The organism is Burkholderia territorii, from assembly GCF_902833055.1.
Lineage (GTDB): Bacteria > Pseudomonadota > Gammaproteobacteria > Burkholderiales > Burkholderiaceae > Burkholderia > Burkholderia territorii.
Genome location: NZ_CADFEJ010000023.1, coordinates 13,624 through 30,298 on the forward strand (window position 1 = coordinate 13,624; position 16,675 = coordinate 30,298).

General features: G+C 67.6%; 17 protein-coding genes. 14 read left to right on the top strand and 3 right to left on the bottom strand.

Going from position 1 to position 16,675, the window contains the following annotated elements; genetic code table 11:
• Window positions 1–56: 56 nt before the first annotated feature.
• Window positions 57–1,025, bottom strand: coding sequence for a helix-turn-helix domain-containing protein (locus tag HW466_RS26855; RefSeq protein ID WP_151004032.1), 969 nt, complete (start codon window positions 1,023–1,025; stop codon window positions 57–59).
• A 71-nt stretch (window positions 1,026–1,096) separates the two neighbouring features.
• Here HW466_RS26855 and HW466_RS26860 point away from each other — a divergent pair, with 71 nt between their 5' ends.
• The 5 genes from HW466_RS26860 (at window position 1,097) to HW466_RS26880 (ending at window position 6,058) form a co-directional block, all read left to right on the top strand.
• Complete coding sequence (locus HW466_RS26860; RefSeq protein ID WP_059450793.1) at window positions 1,097–1,486, top strand: VOC family protein; 390 nt, start codon at window positions 1,097–1,099, stop codon at window positions 1,484–1,486.
• Window positions 1,487–1,598: 112 nt separating this feature from the next.
• Window positions 1,599–2,852 (top strand): DUF1479 domain-containing protein, encoded by a 1,254-nt coding sequence (locus HW466_RS26865; RefSeq protein WP_151004034.1) that lies wholly within the window; start codon window positions 1,599–1,601, stop codon window positions 2,850–2,852.
• 226 nt (window positions 2,853–3,078) lie between these two features.
• Window positions 3,079–3,837: a dimethylarginine dimethylaminohydrolase family protein gene (locus tag HW466_RS26870; protein ID WP_151004036.1), complete on the top strand. Its 759-nt coding sequence runs from the start codon at window positions 3,079–3,081 to the stop codon at window positions 3,835–3,837.
• 100 nt (window positions 3,838–3,937) lie between these two features.
• Window positions 3,938–4,402, top strand: a complete 465-nt coding sequence (locus HW466_RS26875) for an Lrp/AsnC family transcriptional regulator (protein WP_059506336.1) — start codon at window positions 3,938–3,940, stop codon at window positions 4,400–4,402.
• A 138-nt stretch (window positions 4,403–4,540) separates the two neighbouring features.
• On the top strand, window positions 4,541–6,058 hold the full coding sequence (locus HW466_RS26880; protein ID WP_151004038.1) for an amino acid permease: 1,518 nt from the start codon (window positions 4,541–4,543) through the stop codon (window positions 6,056–6,058).
• A 182-nt stretch (window positions 6,059–6,240) separates the two neighbouring features.
• Here HW466_RS26880 and HW466_RS26885 read toward each other — a convergent pair whose 3' ends face one another.
• Together HW466_RS26885 and HW466_RS26890 are read right to left on the bottom strand one after the other, a co-directional pair.
• On the bottom strand, window positions 6,241–6,966 hold the full coding sequence (locus HW466_RS26885) for a glutathione S-transferase (RefSeq protein WP_059543143.1): 726 nt from the start codon (window positions 6,964–6,966) through the stop codon (window positions 6,241–6,243).
• A 127-nt stretch (window positions 6,967–7,093) separates the two neighbouring features.
• On the bottom strand, window positions 7,094–7,426 hold the full coding sequence (locus tag HW466_RS26890; RefSeq protein ID WP_059450798.1) for a cupin domain-containing protein: 333 nt from the start codon (window positions 7,424–7,426) through the stop codon (window positions 7,094–7,096).
• A gap of 273 nt (window positions 7,427–7,699) precedes the next feature.
• Here HW466_RS26890 and leuC point away from each other — a divergent pair, with 273 nt between their 5' ends.
• From leuC to HW466_RS26935, 9 genes are all read left to right on the top strand, one after another.
• Window positions 7,700–9,109 (top strand): 3-isopropylmalate dehydratase large subunit, encoded by a 1,410-nt coding sequence (leuC, locus tag HW466_RS26895; RefSeq protein WP_059450799.1) that lies wholly within the window; start codon window positions 7,700–7,702, stop codon window positions 9,107–9,109.
• Between the two features lie 3 nt (window positions 9,110–9,112).
• The gene (locus HW466_RS26900; protein WP_059450800.1) at window positions 9,113–9,259 is read left to right on the top strand and encodes an entericidin A/B family lipoprotein; all 147 of its coding nucleotides are present in this window, start codon (window positions 9,113–9,115) and stop codon (window positions 9,257–9,259) included.
• 65 nt (window positions 9,260–9,324) lie between these two features.
• On the top strand, window positions 9,325–9,975 hold the full coding sequence (gene leuD / locus HW466_RS26905; protein WP_059506334.1) for a 3-isopropylmalate dehydratase small subunit: 651 nt from the start codon (window positions 9,325–9,327) through the stop codon (window positions 9,973–9,975).
• Window positions 9,976–10,050: 75 nt separating this feature from the next.
• On the top strand, window positions 10,051–11,118 hold the full coding sequence (gene leuB / locus HW466_RS26910) for a 3-isopropylmalate dehydrogenase (RefSeq protein ID WP_059450802.1): 1,068 nt from the start codon (window positions 10,051–10,053) through the stop codon (window positions 11,116–11,118).
• A gap of 120 nt (window positions 11,119–11,238) precedes the next feature.
• Window positions 11,239–11,358, top strand: a complete 120-nt coding sequence (locus HW466_RS31985) for a hypothetical protein (protein WP_006754086.1) — start codon at window positions 11,239–11,241, stop codon at window positions 11,356–11,358.
• An 82-nt stretch (window positions 11,359–11,440) separates the two neighbouring features.
• Complete coding sequence (gene asd, locus HW466_RS26920) at window positions 11,441–12,562, top strand: aspartate-semialdehyde dehydrogenase (RefSeq protein ID WP_059506333.1); 1,122 nt, start codon at window positions 11,441–11,443, stop codon at window positions 12,560–12,562.
• A 508-nt stretch (window positions 12,563–13,070) separates the two neighbouring features.
• Window positions 13,071–15,113: a FimV/HubP family polar landmark protein gene (locus HW466_RS26925; protein WP_174905770.1), complete on the top strand. Its 2,043-nt coding sequence runs from the start codon at window positions 13,071–13,073 to the stop codon at window positions 15,111–15,113.
• On the top strand, window positions 15,113–15,925 hold the full coding sequence (gene truA, locus HW466_RS26930) for a tRNA pseudouridine(38-40) synthase TruA (RefSeq protein ID WP_170296697.1): 813 nt from the start codon (window positions 15,113–15,115) through the stop codon (window positions 15,923–15,925). Before HW466_RS26925 ends, truA begins: the two co-directional genes overlap by 1 nt.
• On the top strand, window positions 15,922–16,623 hold the full coding sequence (locus HW466_RS26935; RefSeq protein WP_151005529.1) for a phosphoribosylanthranilate isomerase: 702 nt from the start codon (window positions 15,922–15,924) through the stop codon (window positions 16,621–16,623). The genes truA and HW466_RS26935 overlap by 4 nt, the downstream gene beginning before the upstream one ends.
• Window positions 16,624–16,675 lie beyond the last annotated feature (52 nt).

Consider the following 16,675-nt stretch of genomic DNA (forward strand, 5'->3'; position numbering starts at 1 on the left):
GCGTCCGGTAATCGCAACGCCTCGACACCCCGGTGGGTCATCCCGCCGGGGTGTTTTCATTTGCGCGGCCGAACGGCACGGCGTTCCAGCGATGGCGGCCGCGTGTCGAGCGGTGGCGGCGTGCCGGCATCGGGAGCGTGACCGTGCCGCGCGAAGAACTGCCGGTATGCGCCGGGCGTCATCCCGCGCGCGGCAAGGAACTGGCGGTTGAAGTTCGCGGCGTTCGGAATGCCGCAGCGCGCGGCGACCGTCGCGATCGGCCAGTCGGTGCCGACCAGATGGCGGCACGCATGCGCAAGCCGCAGCCGCTGCACGTAGCGGCCGACGCTTTCGCCGAGGTGCCGCATGAACAGCCGCTGCAGCGTGCGTTCGGACATGTGCGCGACGGCGGCGAGCGCGTCGATGCGCAGCGGCTCGTGGAAGTGCCGGTCGATCGCGTCGAGCACGCGGTCGAGGCGCTCGGCTTCGGGCGCCGCCGACGCAGGCGATGTTGCCGCTGCGTCGGGCTGGCCATAGGCCTGCGCGGTGGCGAGCGGTTCGCCCCCGGCTTCGGCGAGATCGGCGAGCGTGTCGAGTGCGGCCGCGAGACGAACGCGCGGCGATGAGTCGAGCAATTGCGGCAAGCGTGCGCGCATCGCGCGGGCCGTCTCGGCATCGAACGCGAGGCCGGGCGCCGCGCGACGCAGCAGCGAGCGCAGCGGCGCGTACTCGGGACAGCAGTCGGCAATGCGCCGGGCCCAGTCGCCGTCGAACCAGACGACGAGCGCGACTTCCGGCGCATCGCGATCGATGCGCGCATTCGACGACCACGTGTGCGGCAGGTTGGGCGGGACGAGCACCAGGTCGTCGTCCGCGTAGTGGGCGACATGATCGCCGACGAAGCGCCGGCCCCGGCTGTTCAGCGTCAGCGTCAGTTCGTACTCGGGATGTCGATGCCATTCGAACGGAATGTGCGCGAGCTGACGGTGGTACACGCGAATCGAACAGCCGGGGGCGAACGTCACATGCTCGTATTGCGGTTTCATCGCGACCTCCGGGCGAGCGGGGCAACGCGCCGTGGCATGATCGTGGTCGATCGTCACGACGGAGCGATGCCATGTTTTCACATGTTTGCGTAGGCGTCAGCGACACCGCGCGCGCGTACGACTTCTACGCGCCGCTGCTCGCGGAACTCGGGCTGCATCTGAAGTTCAGCGAGCCGGATGGCTGGTCGGGCTGGATGCCGGCCGATACCGACCGGCCGTTGTTCTTCTTCGGCAGGCCCCTCGACGGCCGCGCGCCCGAACCGGGTAACGGCCACACGCTCGCGTTCGACGCGCACACGCGCGCGCAGGTCGACCGCTGTCATGCGCTCGCGCTGCAACACGGCGGCACCTGCGACGGGCCGCCGGGCCTGCGGCCGCACTATCACCCCGACTACTACGGCGCGTATTTCCGCGATCCCGACGGCAACAAGCTGTGCGTGGTCTGCCATCGTCGCGAGTAGCGAGTGGTTGTCAGGATTGTATCGATAGTTGACCGGATAGTGTCGATGACGGCAATGCGGCGGCCGTACGCTGAATGCTCACCATGACACACGATTCAGCGAGGAGACGACGATGCACCTGACGATTGACGATCTGCCGGGCGCCATCCGCACGGCGAAAAGGGCGCTGCGCGCCGACCTGCCCGGTTATGCGGCCACTTTCCGCGAGCTGGAGGGAGATATCGCGCGGCAGGTCGACGCGATCCGTCGCGCGCACGCGCATGGTCGCGACGTGATTCCGGTGCTGCGCTTCGCGGATATCGCGAATGGCAGCGTCGATCCGCAGGCGGTCGCCGCGATTCGCACGCACGGCGCGGCGGTGATTCGCGGCGTGTTCGACGCGCAGCAGGCGCGCGACTGGAACGACGAAATCGGCGCCTATCTGGACGCGAACCGCTTCGCCGAGCGGCTGCATGCGCGTGCCGAGGACCGCTACTTCGGCAACCTCGCGTCGGGCAAGCCGCAGATCTACGGCGTCTACTGGTCGAGGCCGCAGGTGGCCGCGCGCCAGTCGCCGGCCCTCACGCAGGCACGCGTGTTCCTGAATCGCCTGTGGCGTCATGCGGACGGCACGCGCACGCATTTCGATCCCGACCAGGTGCCCGTGTACGCGGACCGGATCCGCCGCCGGCCGCCGGGATCGACGTCGCTCGGGCTGTCGCCGCACGTCGACGGCGGCTCGGTCGAACGCTGGCTCGGCGCGAATTTCCGACAGGTGTATCGCCACGTGCTCGCCGGCCGCTGGCGCGATTACGATCCATTCGACGCCGCGTTCCGCCCCCACGTCGAGGAAATTCCGTCGCCGGCCGTGTGCTCGATGTTCCGCACGTTTCAGGGCTGGACCGCGCTGACGCCGCAAGGGCCAGGCGACGGCACGCTGCAGCTGATCCCGATCGCCAATGCGATGGCGTACGTCGTGCTGCGCGCGCTGCAGGACGACGTCGCCGACGACGACCTGTGCGGCGCGCGCCCGGGTCGCGCGTTGTCGATCCTGCCCGAATGGCATGCGTTGCTGCTCGACGCGCTGGTGCCGATTCCGCACATGGAGCCGGGCGATGCGGTGTTCTGGCATGGCGACGTCGTGCACGCGGTCGAGGATGCGCATCGCGGCACCGGCGACAGCAACGTGATGTACATCGCGGCCGCGCCCGGTTGCGCGAAGAACGATGCGTACCTGCAGCGCCAGCGGCCCGCGTTCCTGCGTGGCGACAGCCCGCCCGATTTTCCGGCCGACCATTTCGAGGTCGATTTCGACGGACGAGGGGGCGAAAGCGATCTCACCGCGCTGGGGCGCGCGCAAATGGGATTCGTGCCCGTGGCTGCCTGACCGTCGCAGCGGCGCCTTGGCCGGTTCGGCATCTGTGTACCGCGCATTTGCGTCGCGCACGCCGGCCTTCTGCCGAATCCGCTGCGTCCCGCCTGCAATTCGACGCGATCGGCTGCGGGAACGCCAGAATTCGACGCAAATTGCGCAATTTGGCTTCCGATAATGGTCCGAACACAACGCAGCTCCCCCGTGTGACGCACGGGGCAGCGTGACCATGGAGGAGTCGATGCAATTCACGCAAGCGATCGTTCGCCGTCCCGCGCCGTCCTGCGGCGCGGGTCTCACCACCGCCGCGCTCGGCGCGCCCGATTACGACAAGACGCTCACGCAATTCGACGCGTACTGCGATGCGCTGCGCGGCCTCGGTGTCGAACTGACCGAACTGCCGCCGCTGGACGCGTTCCCCGATTCGCACTTCGTCGAGGACGTCGCCGTCGTCACGCCCGAATTCGCGGTGATCACGCGCCCGGGCGCGCTTGCACGGCGCGGCGAGACGGCGCATATCGAAGCGGCGCTCGGCGCGCATCGCGACCTGCTGCCGATGCAAACCGGCCGTCTCGACGGCGGCGACGTGATGCTGGTCGGCAAGCGCTTCTACATCGGCCTGACGAGCCGCACCGATGCCGAGGGCATTGCCGAGTTCGAGTCGCTGGTGTCGCGCTTCGGCTATTCGGTCGTCGCGGTGCCGGTCGGCGCGGGCCTGCACCTGAAGTCGGTCGTCAATGCGCTCGGCGACGACACGCTGCTCGTGACCGAGGCGCTGGCCGCGCATCCGGCATTCGCAGAATATCGCCGGATCGCCATCTCGGCTGCCGACGAATACGCGGGCAACACGCTGCGCGTGAACGGCACGCTGATCACACCGGCCGGCTATCCGCGGGTGCACGACGCGATTCAGTCGCTCGGGCTGCCGCTTCACGTGATCGACACGAGCGAGTTCCGCAAGATGGATGGCGGCCTGACCTGCCTGTCGCTGCGCTTCTAGCCGATTGGCGCGCGGCCGCTTCGGCCGGATAATGTGGCCCCGCGCGGAACTGGAGGAGACGCTCCGCGCACCAGCCACGACCCGACCGGAGCGAACGCGGATGACCGACAAGAAAATGCAGCTCGACAAGATCGACCTCCGGATCCTCGACATCCTGCGCACCGACGGACGCATTTCGTACCGGAAGCTGTCGGAGCTCGTGAACCTCACGCCGCGTCCGTGTCAGGCGCGCGTGGAGCGGCTCGAGGCCCTCGGCGTGATTGCGGGCTATCGCGCGGTGATCAACGCGCCGCGCGCGACCAAGCCGATCGTCGTGATCGCGCAGATCGTGCTGGCCGACCATGGGCGTTCGCAGGCGCCGTTCGAGGACGAGATGCGGAACAACCCGGCGGTGCTCGACTGCTGGCTCGTCAGCGGCACGTTCGATTTTCTCGTGCGGCTCGCGTGCGAGGACCTCGACGAATACCGGCGGATCGCGAACGTGTGGCTGGAAAGCCCGCGCTTTCGCATCGAGAAGATCGTGACGACGGCCGAGCTGCAGGCGATCAAGCGCAGCGTCGTCTGACGCGACCGTGCGCGTCCGGGCCGCCGGCATCGGATGCGCGGCTCGGCGGGCAGAACCGGTTTCGACGCGAATAACCGGGCTAATCGATTGGTATTCCGAATCAATCGACGCGGCCCGAATCCATTCAAGGTGAACAATATGGATGCTTTGCAAACGGCAGTGGAGACGGCCGCGCCGTCCGGGACGGCGCTGAAACGCCGGCTGCAGAGCCGCCACATCGCGATGATCGCGATCGGCGGCTCGATCGGCACGGGGTTGTTCGTCGCGTCGGGTGCGTCGGTCGCGCAGGCGGGGCCGGGCGGCGCGATCGCCGCGTATATCGCGATCGGGCTGATGGTCTACTTCGTCGTCACGGGGCTCGGCGAGATGGCCGCGCTGATGCCGGTGTCGGGCTCGTTCGCGATCTACGGCGAGAAGTACGTCGACGAAGGCTTCGGCGTCGCGCTCGGCTGGACCTACTGGTACAGCTGGGCGGTGACGATCGCGATCGAGCTCGTCGCCGGGCAGATCGTGATGCGCTACTGGTTTCCGGCCGTGCCGGGCGTGTGGTGGGGCGTGGGGTTCCTGGTGCTGATCTTCCTGCTGAACACGCTCTCGGTGCGCGGCTTCGGCGAATCCGAATACTGGTTCTCGCTGATCAAGGTCGTCACCGTGATCGCGTTCATCGCGGCGGGGTTGCTGATCGCGGCCGGCCTGCTCGGCAACGGGCATCCGGTTGGCTTGCGCAACTTCAGGACCGGCGATGCGCCGTTCGTCGGCGGCATGCACGCGATGATGAGCGTCGCGCTGATCGCGGGCTTCTCGTTTCTCGGGACCGAGCTGGTCGGGATCACGGCCGGCGAATCGGAAAACCCGCGCAAGACGATCCCGCGCGCGGTGAAGCAGATCTTCTGGCGGATCATGCTGTTCTACGTGCTCGCGATCTTCGTGATCGGCTTGCTGGTGCCGTACACCGATCCGAACCTGCTGAAGAGCGACGTGACCGACATCGGCGTGAGCCCGTTTACGCTCGTGTTCAGCCATGCGGGCTTTCCGCTCGCCGCGGGCGCGATGAACCTCGTGATCCTGACGGCCGTGCTGTCGGCCGGCAACTCCGGCACGTATGCAGCCACGCGGATGCTGTACAACCTCGCGGCGGAAGGCCGTGCGCCCGCGATGTTCGCGACGCTTTCGCCGAGCGGCGTGCCGCGCAACGCACTTTACGCGACGATGGCGGTCGGCGGGTTGTGCTTCCTCACGTCGCTGACGAACAACCAGAGCGTCTATCTGTGGCTGCTCAATACGGTCGGCATCACCGGCTTCATCGCGTGGCTCGGCATCGCGGTCTGCCACTACCGGTTCCGCAAGGGCTTTCTGAAGCAGGGCTACCGGCTCGACCAATTGCCGTATCGCGCGAAGTGGTTTCCGTTCGGGCCGCTGTTCGCGATCGCGATCTGCATCGTGATCTCGCTCGGGCAGGATTACCAGGCGTTCTTCGCCGCGCGCATCGACTGGATGGAAGTGCTGTCGATCTATGTCTGGATCCCGCTGTTCGTCGCGATCTGGTGGGGGTATCGCCGCGTGCGCAAGAGCCGGCTCGTGCGATACGAGGAGATGGAGATCGGGCCGTGGCTGATGCACCCGGCCGACGAAACGGGGCACGCGCGCGAGCGGTAGCCGGCCGGCGCACGGCGTGCGTGCGGCCTCGGGCCGGGATACCGTCGCGTTCGCGTAGCGTGACGGGCAGGGCCCCCGGCGCGCCGCGCGCTTCCCGATCGATTCCGCGTCCGGCACACAACATCGAACTGCGCGCGGTTGTGCAGCCGCTACCGCTACGGCGATTGACGCGGCGGCCTGCGCTACTTGTCCAGTTCCGGGTAGTGCCGGAAGATTCCCATGTCGTTGAACGGGATGCGGCGCGCCGACTCCAGATAGCGTGCGACGGGCGGATGCCGGGCAACGCGGTCGTGCAGGCCGACGAGTCCCGCGACCTTGCGCTCCGCGCGCTTCATCGCCTTCGGGAACGCATAGCGCAACCCTTCGATCAGCTGAAATATCGACAGGTCCGCATAACTGAGCGCGCCGCCGGCGATGTAGCCGCCCTTGTGCGGATTCTGCTCGAGTACGCGATCGAAGTAGCCGAGGAACTTCGGCAGGCGGTGCGCGAGGAAATCGGCCGAGCGCTCGGCCGCCTCGGCTTTCTGATCCTCGTAGTACAGGCCGCTGCCGATCGGGTGATGCGTGTCGTGGATCTCGGTGACGAAATCGGCGACGGTCAACTGAAGCTGATGAACCCACAGCCGCCCGGCTTCGTCGTCGGGCGCGAGCCCGAGGCGCGCGCCGAGAAACAGCAGGATGTTCGCGGTCTGTCCGACGAGCACGTCGCCGGCCTTCAGGAACGGCGGCGCGAACGGCACGCATTCGGCTTTCTTGCTGTCCATCAGCCGCATCATTGCCGACACGCCCATGCCGCGCCCCGATTCGCGCGCGACGTCGACATAGTCGGCCTCTGCCGCCTCGAGCGCGAGTCGCACATATTCGCCGCGGCCCTGAATCTCGGGCCAGTAATAGAGTTCGTATCGCATGCGGTGCTCCTGTCCGGTCGATGCGCCGGGCCATGCGCGCATCGTGATGGCGGGAAGGGCGGCCGCGCCGCCCGTTGCGAATAGACAGTCTAGGAGATCGCGCGGCAAGCGCGATGCTGGCCGCATGTCATGCGTCGCGCGCGTCGCGTTCGCCGCCTTCGGGGCCGTAGAAGAACACCCAGGTTGAAAAGTCGTCGGAAAAGCCGACGAAGCGGTGCGACGCGAAGGCGGGAACGAACGCCACGTCGCCCGCCGCGACGCTGCATTCGCGCCCGTCGACGACGAAGCGGGACGTGCCGGCGGCGATCACGTAGACCTCGTCGCGCGTATGCGGCGTCTGCAGGTCCTCGCCGCGCGGCCGGTACAGTTCGACGTCGAGCGTGCCGTGGCGAAACAGCGTCGTGAACAGCGTGCCTTCATCGTCGAGGCGGGCGAGCGATTCGTTGATGCCGAGTTTCATCGTCGTGGGCTCCGGGTCGGACCGTGGGGGCGTGCGGACGTACGCCGTTTCATCGTATGCCGGAATGCGCGTCGACGCGAACACCGCGAGCGACGGGCATCGAGATGGCCGATGCAGCCGTTTGGCTGGTAATGCCGATACAGGTATTGGCACTACCAGCCAAACCACTGTTTTTAATGGGTTTTTTCGCTTCGGGCCTGCGCCGTGGCGCGTTCTGCGTGGCATAATCGACCGCATCCGCAAGGCTTGTAGTCACAACGACCCCGCATACCCATGGCACAGACTCTCTACGACAAACTGTGGAATACCCACGTCGTCCACACCGAGGACGACGGCACGGCATTGCTCTACATCGACCGTCAGCTGCTGCACGAAGTCACGAGCCCGCAGGCGTTCGAAGGGCTGAACGTCGCGCACCGCCCGGTGTGGCGCATCAGCGCGAACCTGGCCGTGTCGGACCACAACGTCCCGACCACCGATCGCAGCCACGGCATCGCCGATCCGGTCTCGAAGCTGCAGGTCGACACGCTCGACGCGAACTGCGACGCGTTCGGCATCACGCAGTTCAAGATGAACGACGTGCGCCAGGGCATCGTGCACATCATCGGGCCGGAGCAGGGCGCGACGCTGCCGGGCATGACGATCGTCTGCGGCGATTCGCACACGTCGACGCACGGCGCGTTCGGCGCGCTCGCGCACGGCATCGGCACGTCGGAAGTCGAGCACGTGCTCGCGACGCAAACCTTGCTGCAGAAAAAGAGCAAGAACATGCTCGTGAAGGTCGAGGGTGCGCTGCCGCGCGGCTGCACCGCGAAGGACATCGTGCTCGCGATCATCGGCAAGATCGGCACGGCCGGCGGCACGGGCTACGCGATCGAATTCGGCGGCTCGACGATTCGCGCGCTGACGATGGAAGGTCGGATGACCGTCTGCAACATGGCGATCGAAGCCGGTGCGCGCGCGGGCATGGTCGCCGTCGACGACACGACGATCGATTACCTGAAGGGCCGTCCGTTCGTGCCGACCGGCGCGGAATGGGATCAGGCCGTTGAGTACTGGCGCGAATTCAAGTCCGACGAAGGCGCGCAGTTCGACCGCGTCGTCGAGCTGAACGCGGCCGAGATCGTCCCGCAGGTCACGTGGGGCACGTCGCCGGAAATGGTCACGTCGATCGACGGCCGCGTGCCCGATCCCGAGCGCGAGAAGGATCCGGTCAAGCGCGACGCGATGGAGCGCGCGCTGGCGTACATGGCGCTCGAGCCGAACACGCCGATCGAGTCGATCAAGGTCGACAAGATCTTCATCGGCTCGTGCACGAACGCGCGCATCGAGGACATCCGCGCGGCCGCGTATGTCGTGAAGAAGCTGAATCGCCGCATCGCGGCGAACGTGCGTCTCGCGATGGTCGTGCCGGGTTCGGGCCTCGTGAAGGCGCAGGCCGAGCGCGAAGGCCTCGACAAGGTGTTCACCGATGCAGGCTTCGAATGGCGCGAGCCGGGCTGCTCGATGTGCCTCGCGATGAACGCCGACCGGCTCGAGCCGGGCGAGCGCTGCGCGTCGACGTCGAACCGCAACTTCGAAGGCCGGCAGGGCGCGGGCGGCCGCACGCACCTGGTGAGCCCCGCGATGGCGGCGGCGGCGGCGATCGAAGGCCATTTCGTCGACATTCGCAAGCTGGGGTAACGCGTGACGGCATCGAAGCTCATCGCGCGGCTGGTTGCCGCGCTGGCGCTCGCGGGGCTGGGCTTCGGCCTCGCGGGCTGCAATACCGTCCGAGGCTTCGGCCAGGACGTCAATGCCGCCGGCAACGCGCTGCAGCGCGCCGCGGAGTGACATCCGCCGAGAATTTGTCGATGTGCGCCGGCTGAATGCCGGCCCTTCAACCGGATAGACGGATCATGGAAAAATTCAATGTGCATACCGGCGTCGTGGCGCCGCTCGATCGCGAGAACGTCGACACCGACGCGATCATCCCGAAGCAGTTCCTGAAGTCGATCAAGCGCACGGGCTTCGGCCCGAACGCGTTCGACGAATGGCGTTACCTCGACCACGGCGAGCCGGGCCAGGACAACTCGAAGCGCCCGCTGAACCCGGATTTCGTGCTGAACCAGCCGCGCTACCAGGGCGCATCGGTGCTGCTCGCACGCAAGAACTTCGGCTGCGGCAGCTCGCGCGAGCACGCGCCGTGGGCGCTGCAGCAGTACGGCTTCCGCGCGATCATCGCGCCGAGCTTCGCCGACATCTTCTTCAACAACTGCTACAAGAACGGGCTGCTGCCGATCGTGCTGACCGAGCAGCAGGTCGATCACCTGTTCAACGACACGTATGCGTTCAACGGCTATCAGCTGACGATCGATCTCGACGCGCAGGTCGTGCGTACGCCCGACGGCCGCGAGTATGCGTTCGACATCACGGCGTTCCGCAAGTATTGCCTGCTGAACGGTTTCGACGACATCGGCCTCACGCTGCGTCACGCGGACAAGATCCGCCAGTTCGAAGCCGAGCGGCTCGCGAAGCAGCCGTGGCTCAACAACAAGCTGGTCGGCTGAGATTGCCTCCGGGCGGGCGCGCATGACGTGCGCCCGCCGGCCTGCCACCTACACTCATCCAGTCAGGAACAACGCATGAAGATTGCAGTGCTGCCCGGCGACGGCATCGGTCCGGAAATCGTCAACGAAGCGGTCAAGGTGCTGAACGCCCTCGACGAGAAGTTCGAACTCGAACAGGCGCCGGTCGGCGGCGCGGGCTACGAGGCGAGCGGTCATCCGCTGCCGGACGCGACGCTGAAGCTCGCGAAGGAAGCCGACGCGATCCTGTTCGGCTCGGTCGGTGACTGGAAGTACGACTCGCTCGAGCGCGCGCTGCGCCCCGAGCAGGCGATCCTCGGGCTGCGCAAGCATCTCGAGCTGTTCGCGAACTTCCGCCCGGCGATCTGCTATCCGCAACTCGTCGACGCATCGCCGCTGAAGCCGGAGCTCGTCGCGGGCCTCGACATCCTGATCGTGCGCGAACTGAACGGCGACATCTACTTCGGCCAGCCGCGCGGCGTGCGCGCGGCGCCCGACGGCCCGTTCGCCGGCGAGCGCGAGGGTTTCGACACGATGCGCTATTCGGAGCCGGAAGTGCGCCGCATCGCGCACGTCGCGTTCCAGGCCGCGCGAAAGCGCGCGAAGAAGCTGCTGTCGGTCGACAAGTCGAACGTGCTCGAAACGTCGCAATTCTGGCGCGACATCATGATCGACGTGTCGAAGGAATATGCGGACGTCGAACTGTCGCACATGTACGTCGACAACGCGGCGATGCAGCTCGCGAAGGCGCCGAAGCAATTCGACGTGATCGTGACCGGCAACATGTTCGGCGACATCCTGTCGGATGAAGCATCGATGCTGACGGGCTCGATCGGCATGTTGCCGTCGGCGTCGCTCGACAAGAACAACAAGGGTCTGTACGAGCCGTCGCACGGTTCGGCGCCGGACATCGCGGGCAAGGGCATCGCGAACCCGCTGGCGACGATCCTGTCGGCCGCGATGCTGCTGCGCTACTCGCTGAATCGCGCGGAGCAGGCCGATCGCATCGAGCGCGCGGTGAAAACGGTGCTCGAACAAGGCTATCGCACGGGCGACATCGCGACGCCGGGTTGCACGCAGGTCGGCACGGCGGCGATGGGCGACGCGGTGGTCGCCGCGCTGTAACGCGCGCGGCAAGCAATCCGTGTAGTGAATCGTAGAAAGGGCGCGAACGGGCCGCGAAATCGGCCGGTTCGCGCGTGGTTGGCCGTTGTGCGGCCCACCGGCTTTGTGTAGACTCGAACGATGGCGCTGATTTCCCTGATCTCCCCGGTCCTGAAACTCCACGGCAACATTGCCCGTGCGGGTACGCGCGCCATCGTCATCACGAAAACCATTACCACGAAAACGATCATTAAACGCTGATCGTCCGTCGTGCCCGCCTGTTTCCCCGCGCGGTCACGCCGGGGGCGGAAATGGCGGGGAAGCTCCATTCAAAGGGTTAGTCATGAACGTAGGTCTCGTAGGTTGGCGCGGCATGGTCGGCAGCGTGCTGATGCAGCGCATGCAGGAAGAAGGCGATTTCGACCTGATCGAACCGGTGTTTTTCAGCACCAGCAATACGGGCGGGAAAGCACCGTCGTTCGCGAAAAACGAGACTACGCTCAAGGACGCGACCAACGTCGACGAGCTCAAGAAGTGCGACGTGATCATCACGTGCCAGGGCGGCGATTACACGAACGACGTGTTCCCGAAGCTGCGCGCGGCCGGCTGGAACGGCTACTGGATCGACGCGGCCTCGTCGCTGCGGATGCAGGACGATGCGGTCATCATCCTCGATCCGGTCAACCTCGACGTGATCAAGGACGCGCTCGTCAAGGGCACGAAGAACTTCGTCGGCGGCAACTGCACGGTCAGCCTGATGCTGATGGCGCTCGGCGGCCTGTTCCGCGAGAACCTCGTCGACTGGATGACGGCGATGACCTATCAGGCCGCATCGGGCGCGGGCGCGCAGAACATGCGTGAGCTGCTGTCGCAGATGGGCGCGCTGCACGGCTCGGTGCAGGAGCAGCTCGCCGATCCGGCATCCGCGATTCTCGACATCGATCGCCGCGTGCTGGCGACGATGAACAGCGATGCAATGCCGACGAGCCAGTTCGGCGTGCCGCTCGCGGGCTCGCTGATTCCGTGGATCGACAAGGATCTCGGCAACGGGATGTCGAAGGAAGAATGGAAGGGCGGCGCGGAAACCAACAAGATCCTCGGCAAGCCGGCCATGGGCCAGCCGGGTTCGATCCCGGTCGACGGGCTGTGCGTGCGGATCGGCGCGATGCGCTGCCACTCGCAGGCGCTGACGATCAAGCTGAAGAAGGACGTCCCGCTCGACGAAATCAACGGCATCCTCGCGTCGGCCAACGACTGGGTGAAGGTCGTGCCGAACGAGCGCGAAGCGTCGATGCGCGACCTGTCGCCGGCGAAGATCACCGGCACGCTGACGGTGCCGGTCGGTCGCCTGCGCAAGCTCGCGATGGGCGGCGAATACCTGTCGGCGTTCACGGTCGGCGACCAGCTGCTGTGGGGCGCGGCCGAGCCGCTGCGCCGCATGCTGCGCATCCTGCTCGACAAGTAAGGATCGGATTGCGCCGCGCGTGCGTCGCCGGCGCGCGATGCGAAACGCCTGCCAGCCCTTCGCGGGGCGGCAGGCGTTTTTGCGTGGGTTGGCGCCGCGGCATGCGGGCACAACGCCGAACCGCTCCCCACGGAGGTGCGACGCGAGCTGTACGGAGATGCATTCGTTCGGAACGATGCGGTCGCCACAATTTTCATCGTTTGATGATCCCGTTTTGATAAAGCAGCCGTGGGTGATTGATGGTGAGGCTCGGCGCGGCGGCGTGCAATCGGTGCGCCGGTGGTTGGGGCCGGTAGCGATCGCGCCGATGCCCGGGCATGGACCGCCGCATCCACCGGCGACGAATTCGGCCGGAACCCGATCGCGTGAAGTAAACTACGAGGTTACGACGCGCAGAGTCGCTGAAAGCGTCGCGTTCTGCGCGACGCTTTTGCATTTCTGCGGCGACTTTATTGACGCTTCCCTACGCGAATCCGAGCCGCGCCCGCGCGCGGCGATAGAGCCTACGATGTCCCGAATTTCCTTGTTTCCGCGTCAGTCCCGTCTGTCGCGTGGCGTGCATGGCGCGCTGGCGATCCTGGCACTCGGCGCGGCCGCGTCGGCCTGGGCGGCCGGCGCCGTCGAACTGCCGGCTTCCGCAGCAGGCGGTCCCGCGCCGCTCACGGTGACGGTCCAGCCGGGCCAGTCGCTGAACGATCTCGCGAAGGCGGCTACGCAGTCGCACGATCCGGCCGTGCTCGCGCGCGCCGGACGCGCGCTGTTCGACGCCAATCCGCAGGCGTTCATGAAACGCGACCCGAGCCGCCTGAAAGTCGGCGCGACGCTGACGGTGCCCGCGCTCGACGCGACGGGCGCCGCGCTGTCGGCGGGCGGTGCATCAGGCGCATCAGGTGCGTCGGCAGCGTCCGCGGTGGCCGCCGCGTCGGGTACGGTCGCGACTGCGCAGCATGGCGCGTCCGCGCCGCATCCGGTGTCGGCCGTGCAAACGGCGCCGGCCGCACCGGCAGCACATACCGCGCCGGTCAGCGGCGCGAGCGTCGCGGCGGCAGTCGCGGCAGGCGCGTCGGCTTCGACTAGTGCGTCCGCCGCGCACGGCGCGTCGACGGTGGAACCGGCTCAGCCGCCCGCGCCTGCGGCCGGTGCAAGCGGCCCACACGTATGGAGCGGCGCGATTCAGCCGGCGACACCGTCGTCCGCGAGCGAAGCCGCCGTCCCGCCCGTGCAGGGTGGTCAGGGCCAAGGCCAAGGCATGCACGAACCGTCCGCGGCGGCACCCGTCGCGGCCGCATCGCAGCCGCGGCCGTCGAGTCTGCAGCAACTGCTCGCGCTGAAGAACCGCGTGCTGATGGAGCTGCAGAAACACGGAATCGGCAAGCCGGCCGCGACGAGCAACGTCGCACCTGCGCCGGCTGCCCCGCGCGCGGCCGCGAACGAAAACGCGTCTGCTGCCGCATCGTCGCCTGTCGCGAGCGACGCGGCGGCCAGTGCGGCGCAACCGGCATCGGCGCCCGCGCAGCCGGCCGTGCCGGTGACGGCGGCGCCGCCCACGCGTGGTTCCGAACAAATCGACTGGCGTCCGGTCGCAGCGGCCGGCGCGGCCGTGGTCGTTCTCGCGGCCGGATTCGCGTGGCGCAAGCGCCGCAAAGGGCGCGCTGCCGAGACGGCCGCCGCGCAACCCGGCGGGGCGGCAAGCGGTGACGCCGGCTCATCGTCGACGCCCGTCGAACCTGTGGCGCCCGTTCTTCCCGAGACGCCGCTCGCCCGCGACGCGGCCGCCGACGTGACGCTCGTTTCGGCCGCCGCGGTAGCCGCAGAGGTGGCTGAAACGCGCGATGTCGACGTGCCTTCGTCGCCGGAAGCGGCAACGACGCAGGACGATTACAAGGAAGCGCCGGCTGCGCCCGCATTGCCGCTCGTCGCGGAGTCGGCCCCGCAGGACGCGAAGCCGGTCGGCGAGACGCCCCCCGGTGAGCCGATCGAGGCACCCGCCGCGCCGGCGGCGAACGATGCCCAGCACGCGGCGCTGATGCAGAACGCGATCAGCGCGCTGAACAGCCTCGACATGCCGCTGCCGCCGCGTACGGCGGAGGAGCCGGCCGCTCGGGACGCGCATGCCGAAAGCGAGCGAATCGCAACTAACGGTCAACCCGAATCGCCCCCGCCTGTTGGTGCGAACGATTCGGTTCCCGGTCATTCGGTCGACCAGGAAGACGAGTTCGACTGGGATCCGGATTCGGCAATGCCGGCGTCACACGCGGGCAGCACGTCCGCGCCGTCGCCGCTGCCGCCGCTCGGCGGCGCGCAGTTCGGCGCGTTGAAGCTGGATTTCGATCTCGACCTGCCGTCCGCGCCGGGCGCCGAGCTGCCCGCGCTGACGCCGGAAGAGCTGGCCCGCATCGCCCGCAACAAGCTGGACCTCGCATCAGAGTATGTCGAGTTGGGCGACCTGTCCGGCGCACGCACGCTGCTGCAGGAAGTCGTCGATGCAAACGACGCCGCGACGCGCGACGATGCGCGGGCGCTGCTTGCGAAACTGGCGGAAGAGGCGTGATGCGGATCGCGCTGGGGATTCAGTACGACGGCGCCGCATTCTGCGGCTGGCAGACGCAGCCGCACGGCAAGACCGTGCAGGACGCGCTCGAGCGCGCGCTCGGCGAATTTGCGTGCGTGCCGCTGCATACGACGGTCGCGGGGCGCACCGATACGGGCGTGCACGGGCTCGGGCAGGTCGTGCACTTCGACACGGAGCTCGACCGCGCGGATTTCTCGTGGGTGCGCGGCACCAACGCATTCCTGCCGCCGACCGTGTCGGTGCAGTGGGCGAAGCCGATGCCGGACACGTTCCACGCGCGTTTCTCTGCGTTCGAACGCACCTACTACTATGCGCTGTACGTGCATCCCGTGCGCTCGCCGATGCTGGCCGGCCGTGCCGGCTGGATCCACACGCCGCTCGACGACGACGCGATGCGCGCCGCCGCCGCGCACCTGATCGGCGAGCACGATTTCTCGTCGTTCCGGTCGTCGGAATGCCAGTCGAAGACGCCGGTCAAACACCTGTACCAGATCGACGTGCGGCGTGCAGGGCACTTCATTCATTTCCGCTTCCGCGCGAATGCATTCCTGCACCACATGGTGCGCAACCTGATGGGCTGCCTCGTCGCGGTCGGGCGCGGCCGCTATCCGGCGGACTGGCTGGCCGACGTGCTGGCCGGGCGCGACCGCAATCTCGCCGCGCCGACGTTCATGGCCGACGGGCTGTACCTCGCCCATGTCGGCTACCCGGCGGAATTCGCCGTCCCGCCCGCGCAGCTCGGCAGCGTGCCGTGGAGCAGCGTCTGGGCCGACCTGGACCCACAACCATGACGGATCACGCCGTGTCTTCTTCGACTCCCGCCGCGGCCGGCCTCGCGCCGCGCACGCGCATCAAGCTGTGCGGCCTGTCGCGCCCCGAGGACGTGCAGCACGCCGCCGCGCTCGGCGCCGACGCGATCGGCCTCGTGTTCTATCCGAAGAGCCCGCGCGCGGTGTCGATCGCGCAGGCGGCCGAGCTTGCGCGCCTCGCGCCGCCGTTCATGTCGGTGGTCGGGCTGTTCGTGAACGCGACCGAAGCCGAGATCGACGCGGTCGTGCGCGACGTGCCGCTCACCGTGCTGCAGTTCCACGGCGACGAGACGCCCGAGCAGTGCGATGCGCTCGGCCGCGCGGCAGGCCTGCCGTGGTTGCGCGCGGTGCGTGTCGGCCCCTCGACGCAGCCGGCCGATTTGGTAGAATCGGCTCTTCATTATTCGAAAGCGCGCGGCCTCCTGTTCGACACCCTGGTGCCGGACTACGGTGGTAGCGGCAAGGTCTTCGATTGGTCACTTATTCCCGCAGAGCTCGCGCATCGGGCCGTTTTGAGTGGTGGCTTGAACGCGCAAAACGTCGGTGATGCGATCCGCCAGTTGCGCCCGTTTGCTGTCGATGTCTCGAGCGGCATCGAAGTGGAGGGCGCGAAGGGCGTGAAGGATCACGCCCGGATGGCGGCGTTCGTACGCGCGGTGCGCGAAGCGGACGCCGGGTGATGCAAGCCGGTGCGGCCCCGATAACGGAGCGCGCCGACCGATCGAGAGTGAC

Coding starts and splice junctions, on each gene's coding strand:
- HW466_RS26855 (WP_151004032.1), bottom strand. CDS start 1,025: ATGAAACCGCAATACGAGCATGTGACGTTCGCCCCCGGCTGTTCGATT.
- HW466_RS26860 (WP_059450793.1), top strand. CDS start 1,097: ATGTTTTCACATGTTTGCGTAGGCGTCAGCGACACCGCGCGCGCGTAC.
- HW466_RS26865 (WP_151004034.1), top strand. CDS start 1,599: ATGCACCTGACGATTGACGATCTGCCGGGCGCCATCCGCACGGCGAAA.
- HW466_RS26870 (WP_151004036.1), top strand. CDS start 3,079: ATGCAATTCACGCAAGCGATCGTTCGCCGTCCCGCGCCGTCCTGCGGC.
- HW466_RS26875 (WP_059506336.1), top strand. CDS start 3,938: ATGACCGACAAGAAAATGCAGCTCGACAAGATCGACCTCCGGATCCTC.
- HW466_RS26880 (WP_151004038.1), top strand. CDS start 4,541: ATGGATGCTTTGCAAACGGCAGTGGAGACGGCCGCGCCGTCCGGGACG.
- HW466_RS26885 (WP_059543143.1), bottom strand. CDS start 6,966: ATGCGATACGAACTCTATTACTGGCCCGAGATTCAGGGCCGCGGCGAA.
- HW466_RS26890 (WP_059450798.1), bottom strand. CDS start 7,426: ATGAAACTCGGCATCAACGAATCGCTCGCCCGCCTCGACGATGAAGGC.
- leuC (WP_059450799.1), top strand. CDS start 7,700: ATGGCACAGACTCTCTACGACAAACTGTGGAATACCCACGTCGTCCAC.
- leuD (WP_059506334.1), top strand. CDS start 9,325: ATGGAAAAATTCAATGTGCATACCGGCGTCGTGGCGCCGCTCGATCGC.
- leuB (WP_059450802.1), top strand. CDS start 10,051: ATGAAGATTGCAGTGCTGCCCGGCGACGGCATCGGTCCGGAAATCGTC.
- HW466_RS31985 (WP_006754086.1), top strand. CDS start 11,239: ATGGCGCTGATTTCCCTGATCTCCCCGGTCCTGAAACTCCACGGCAAC.
- asd (WP_059506333.1), top strand. CDS start 11,441: ATGAACGTAGGTCTCGTAGGTTGGCGCGGCATGGTCGGCAGCGTGCTG.
- HW466_RS26925 (WP_174905770.1), top strand. CDS start 13,071: ATGTCCCGAATTTCCTTGTTTCCGCGTCAGTCCCGTCTGTCGCGTGGC.
- truA (WP_170296697.1), top strand. CDS start 15,113: ATGCGGATCGCGCTGGGGATTCAGTACGACGGCGCCGCATTCTGCGGC.
- HW466_RS26935 (WP_151005529.1), top strand. CDS start 15,922: ATGACGGATCACGCCGTGTCTTCTTCGACTCCCGCCGCGGCCGGCCTC.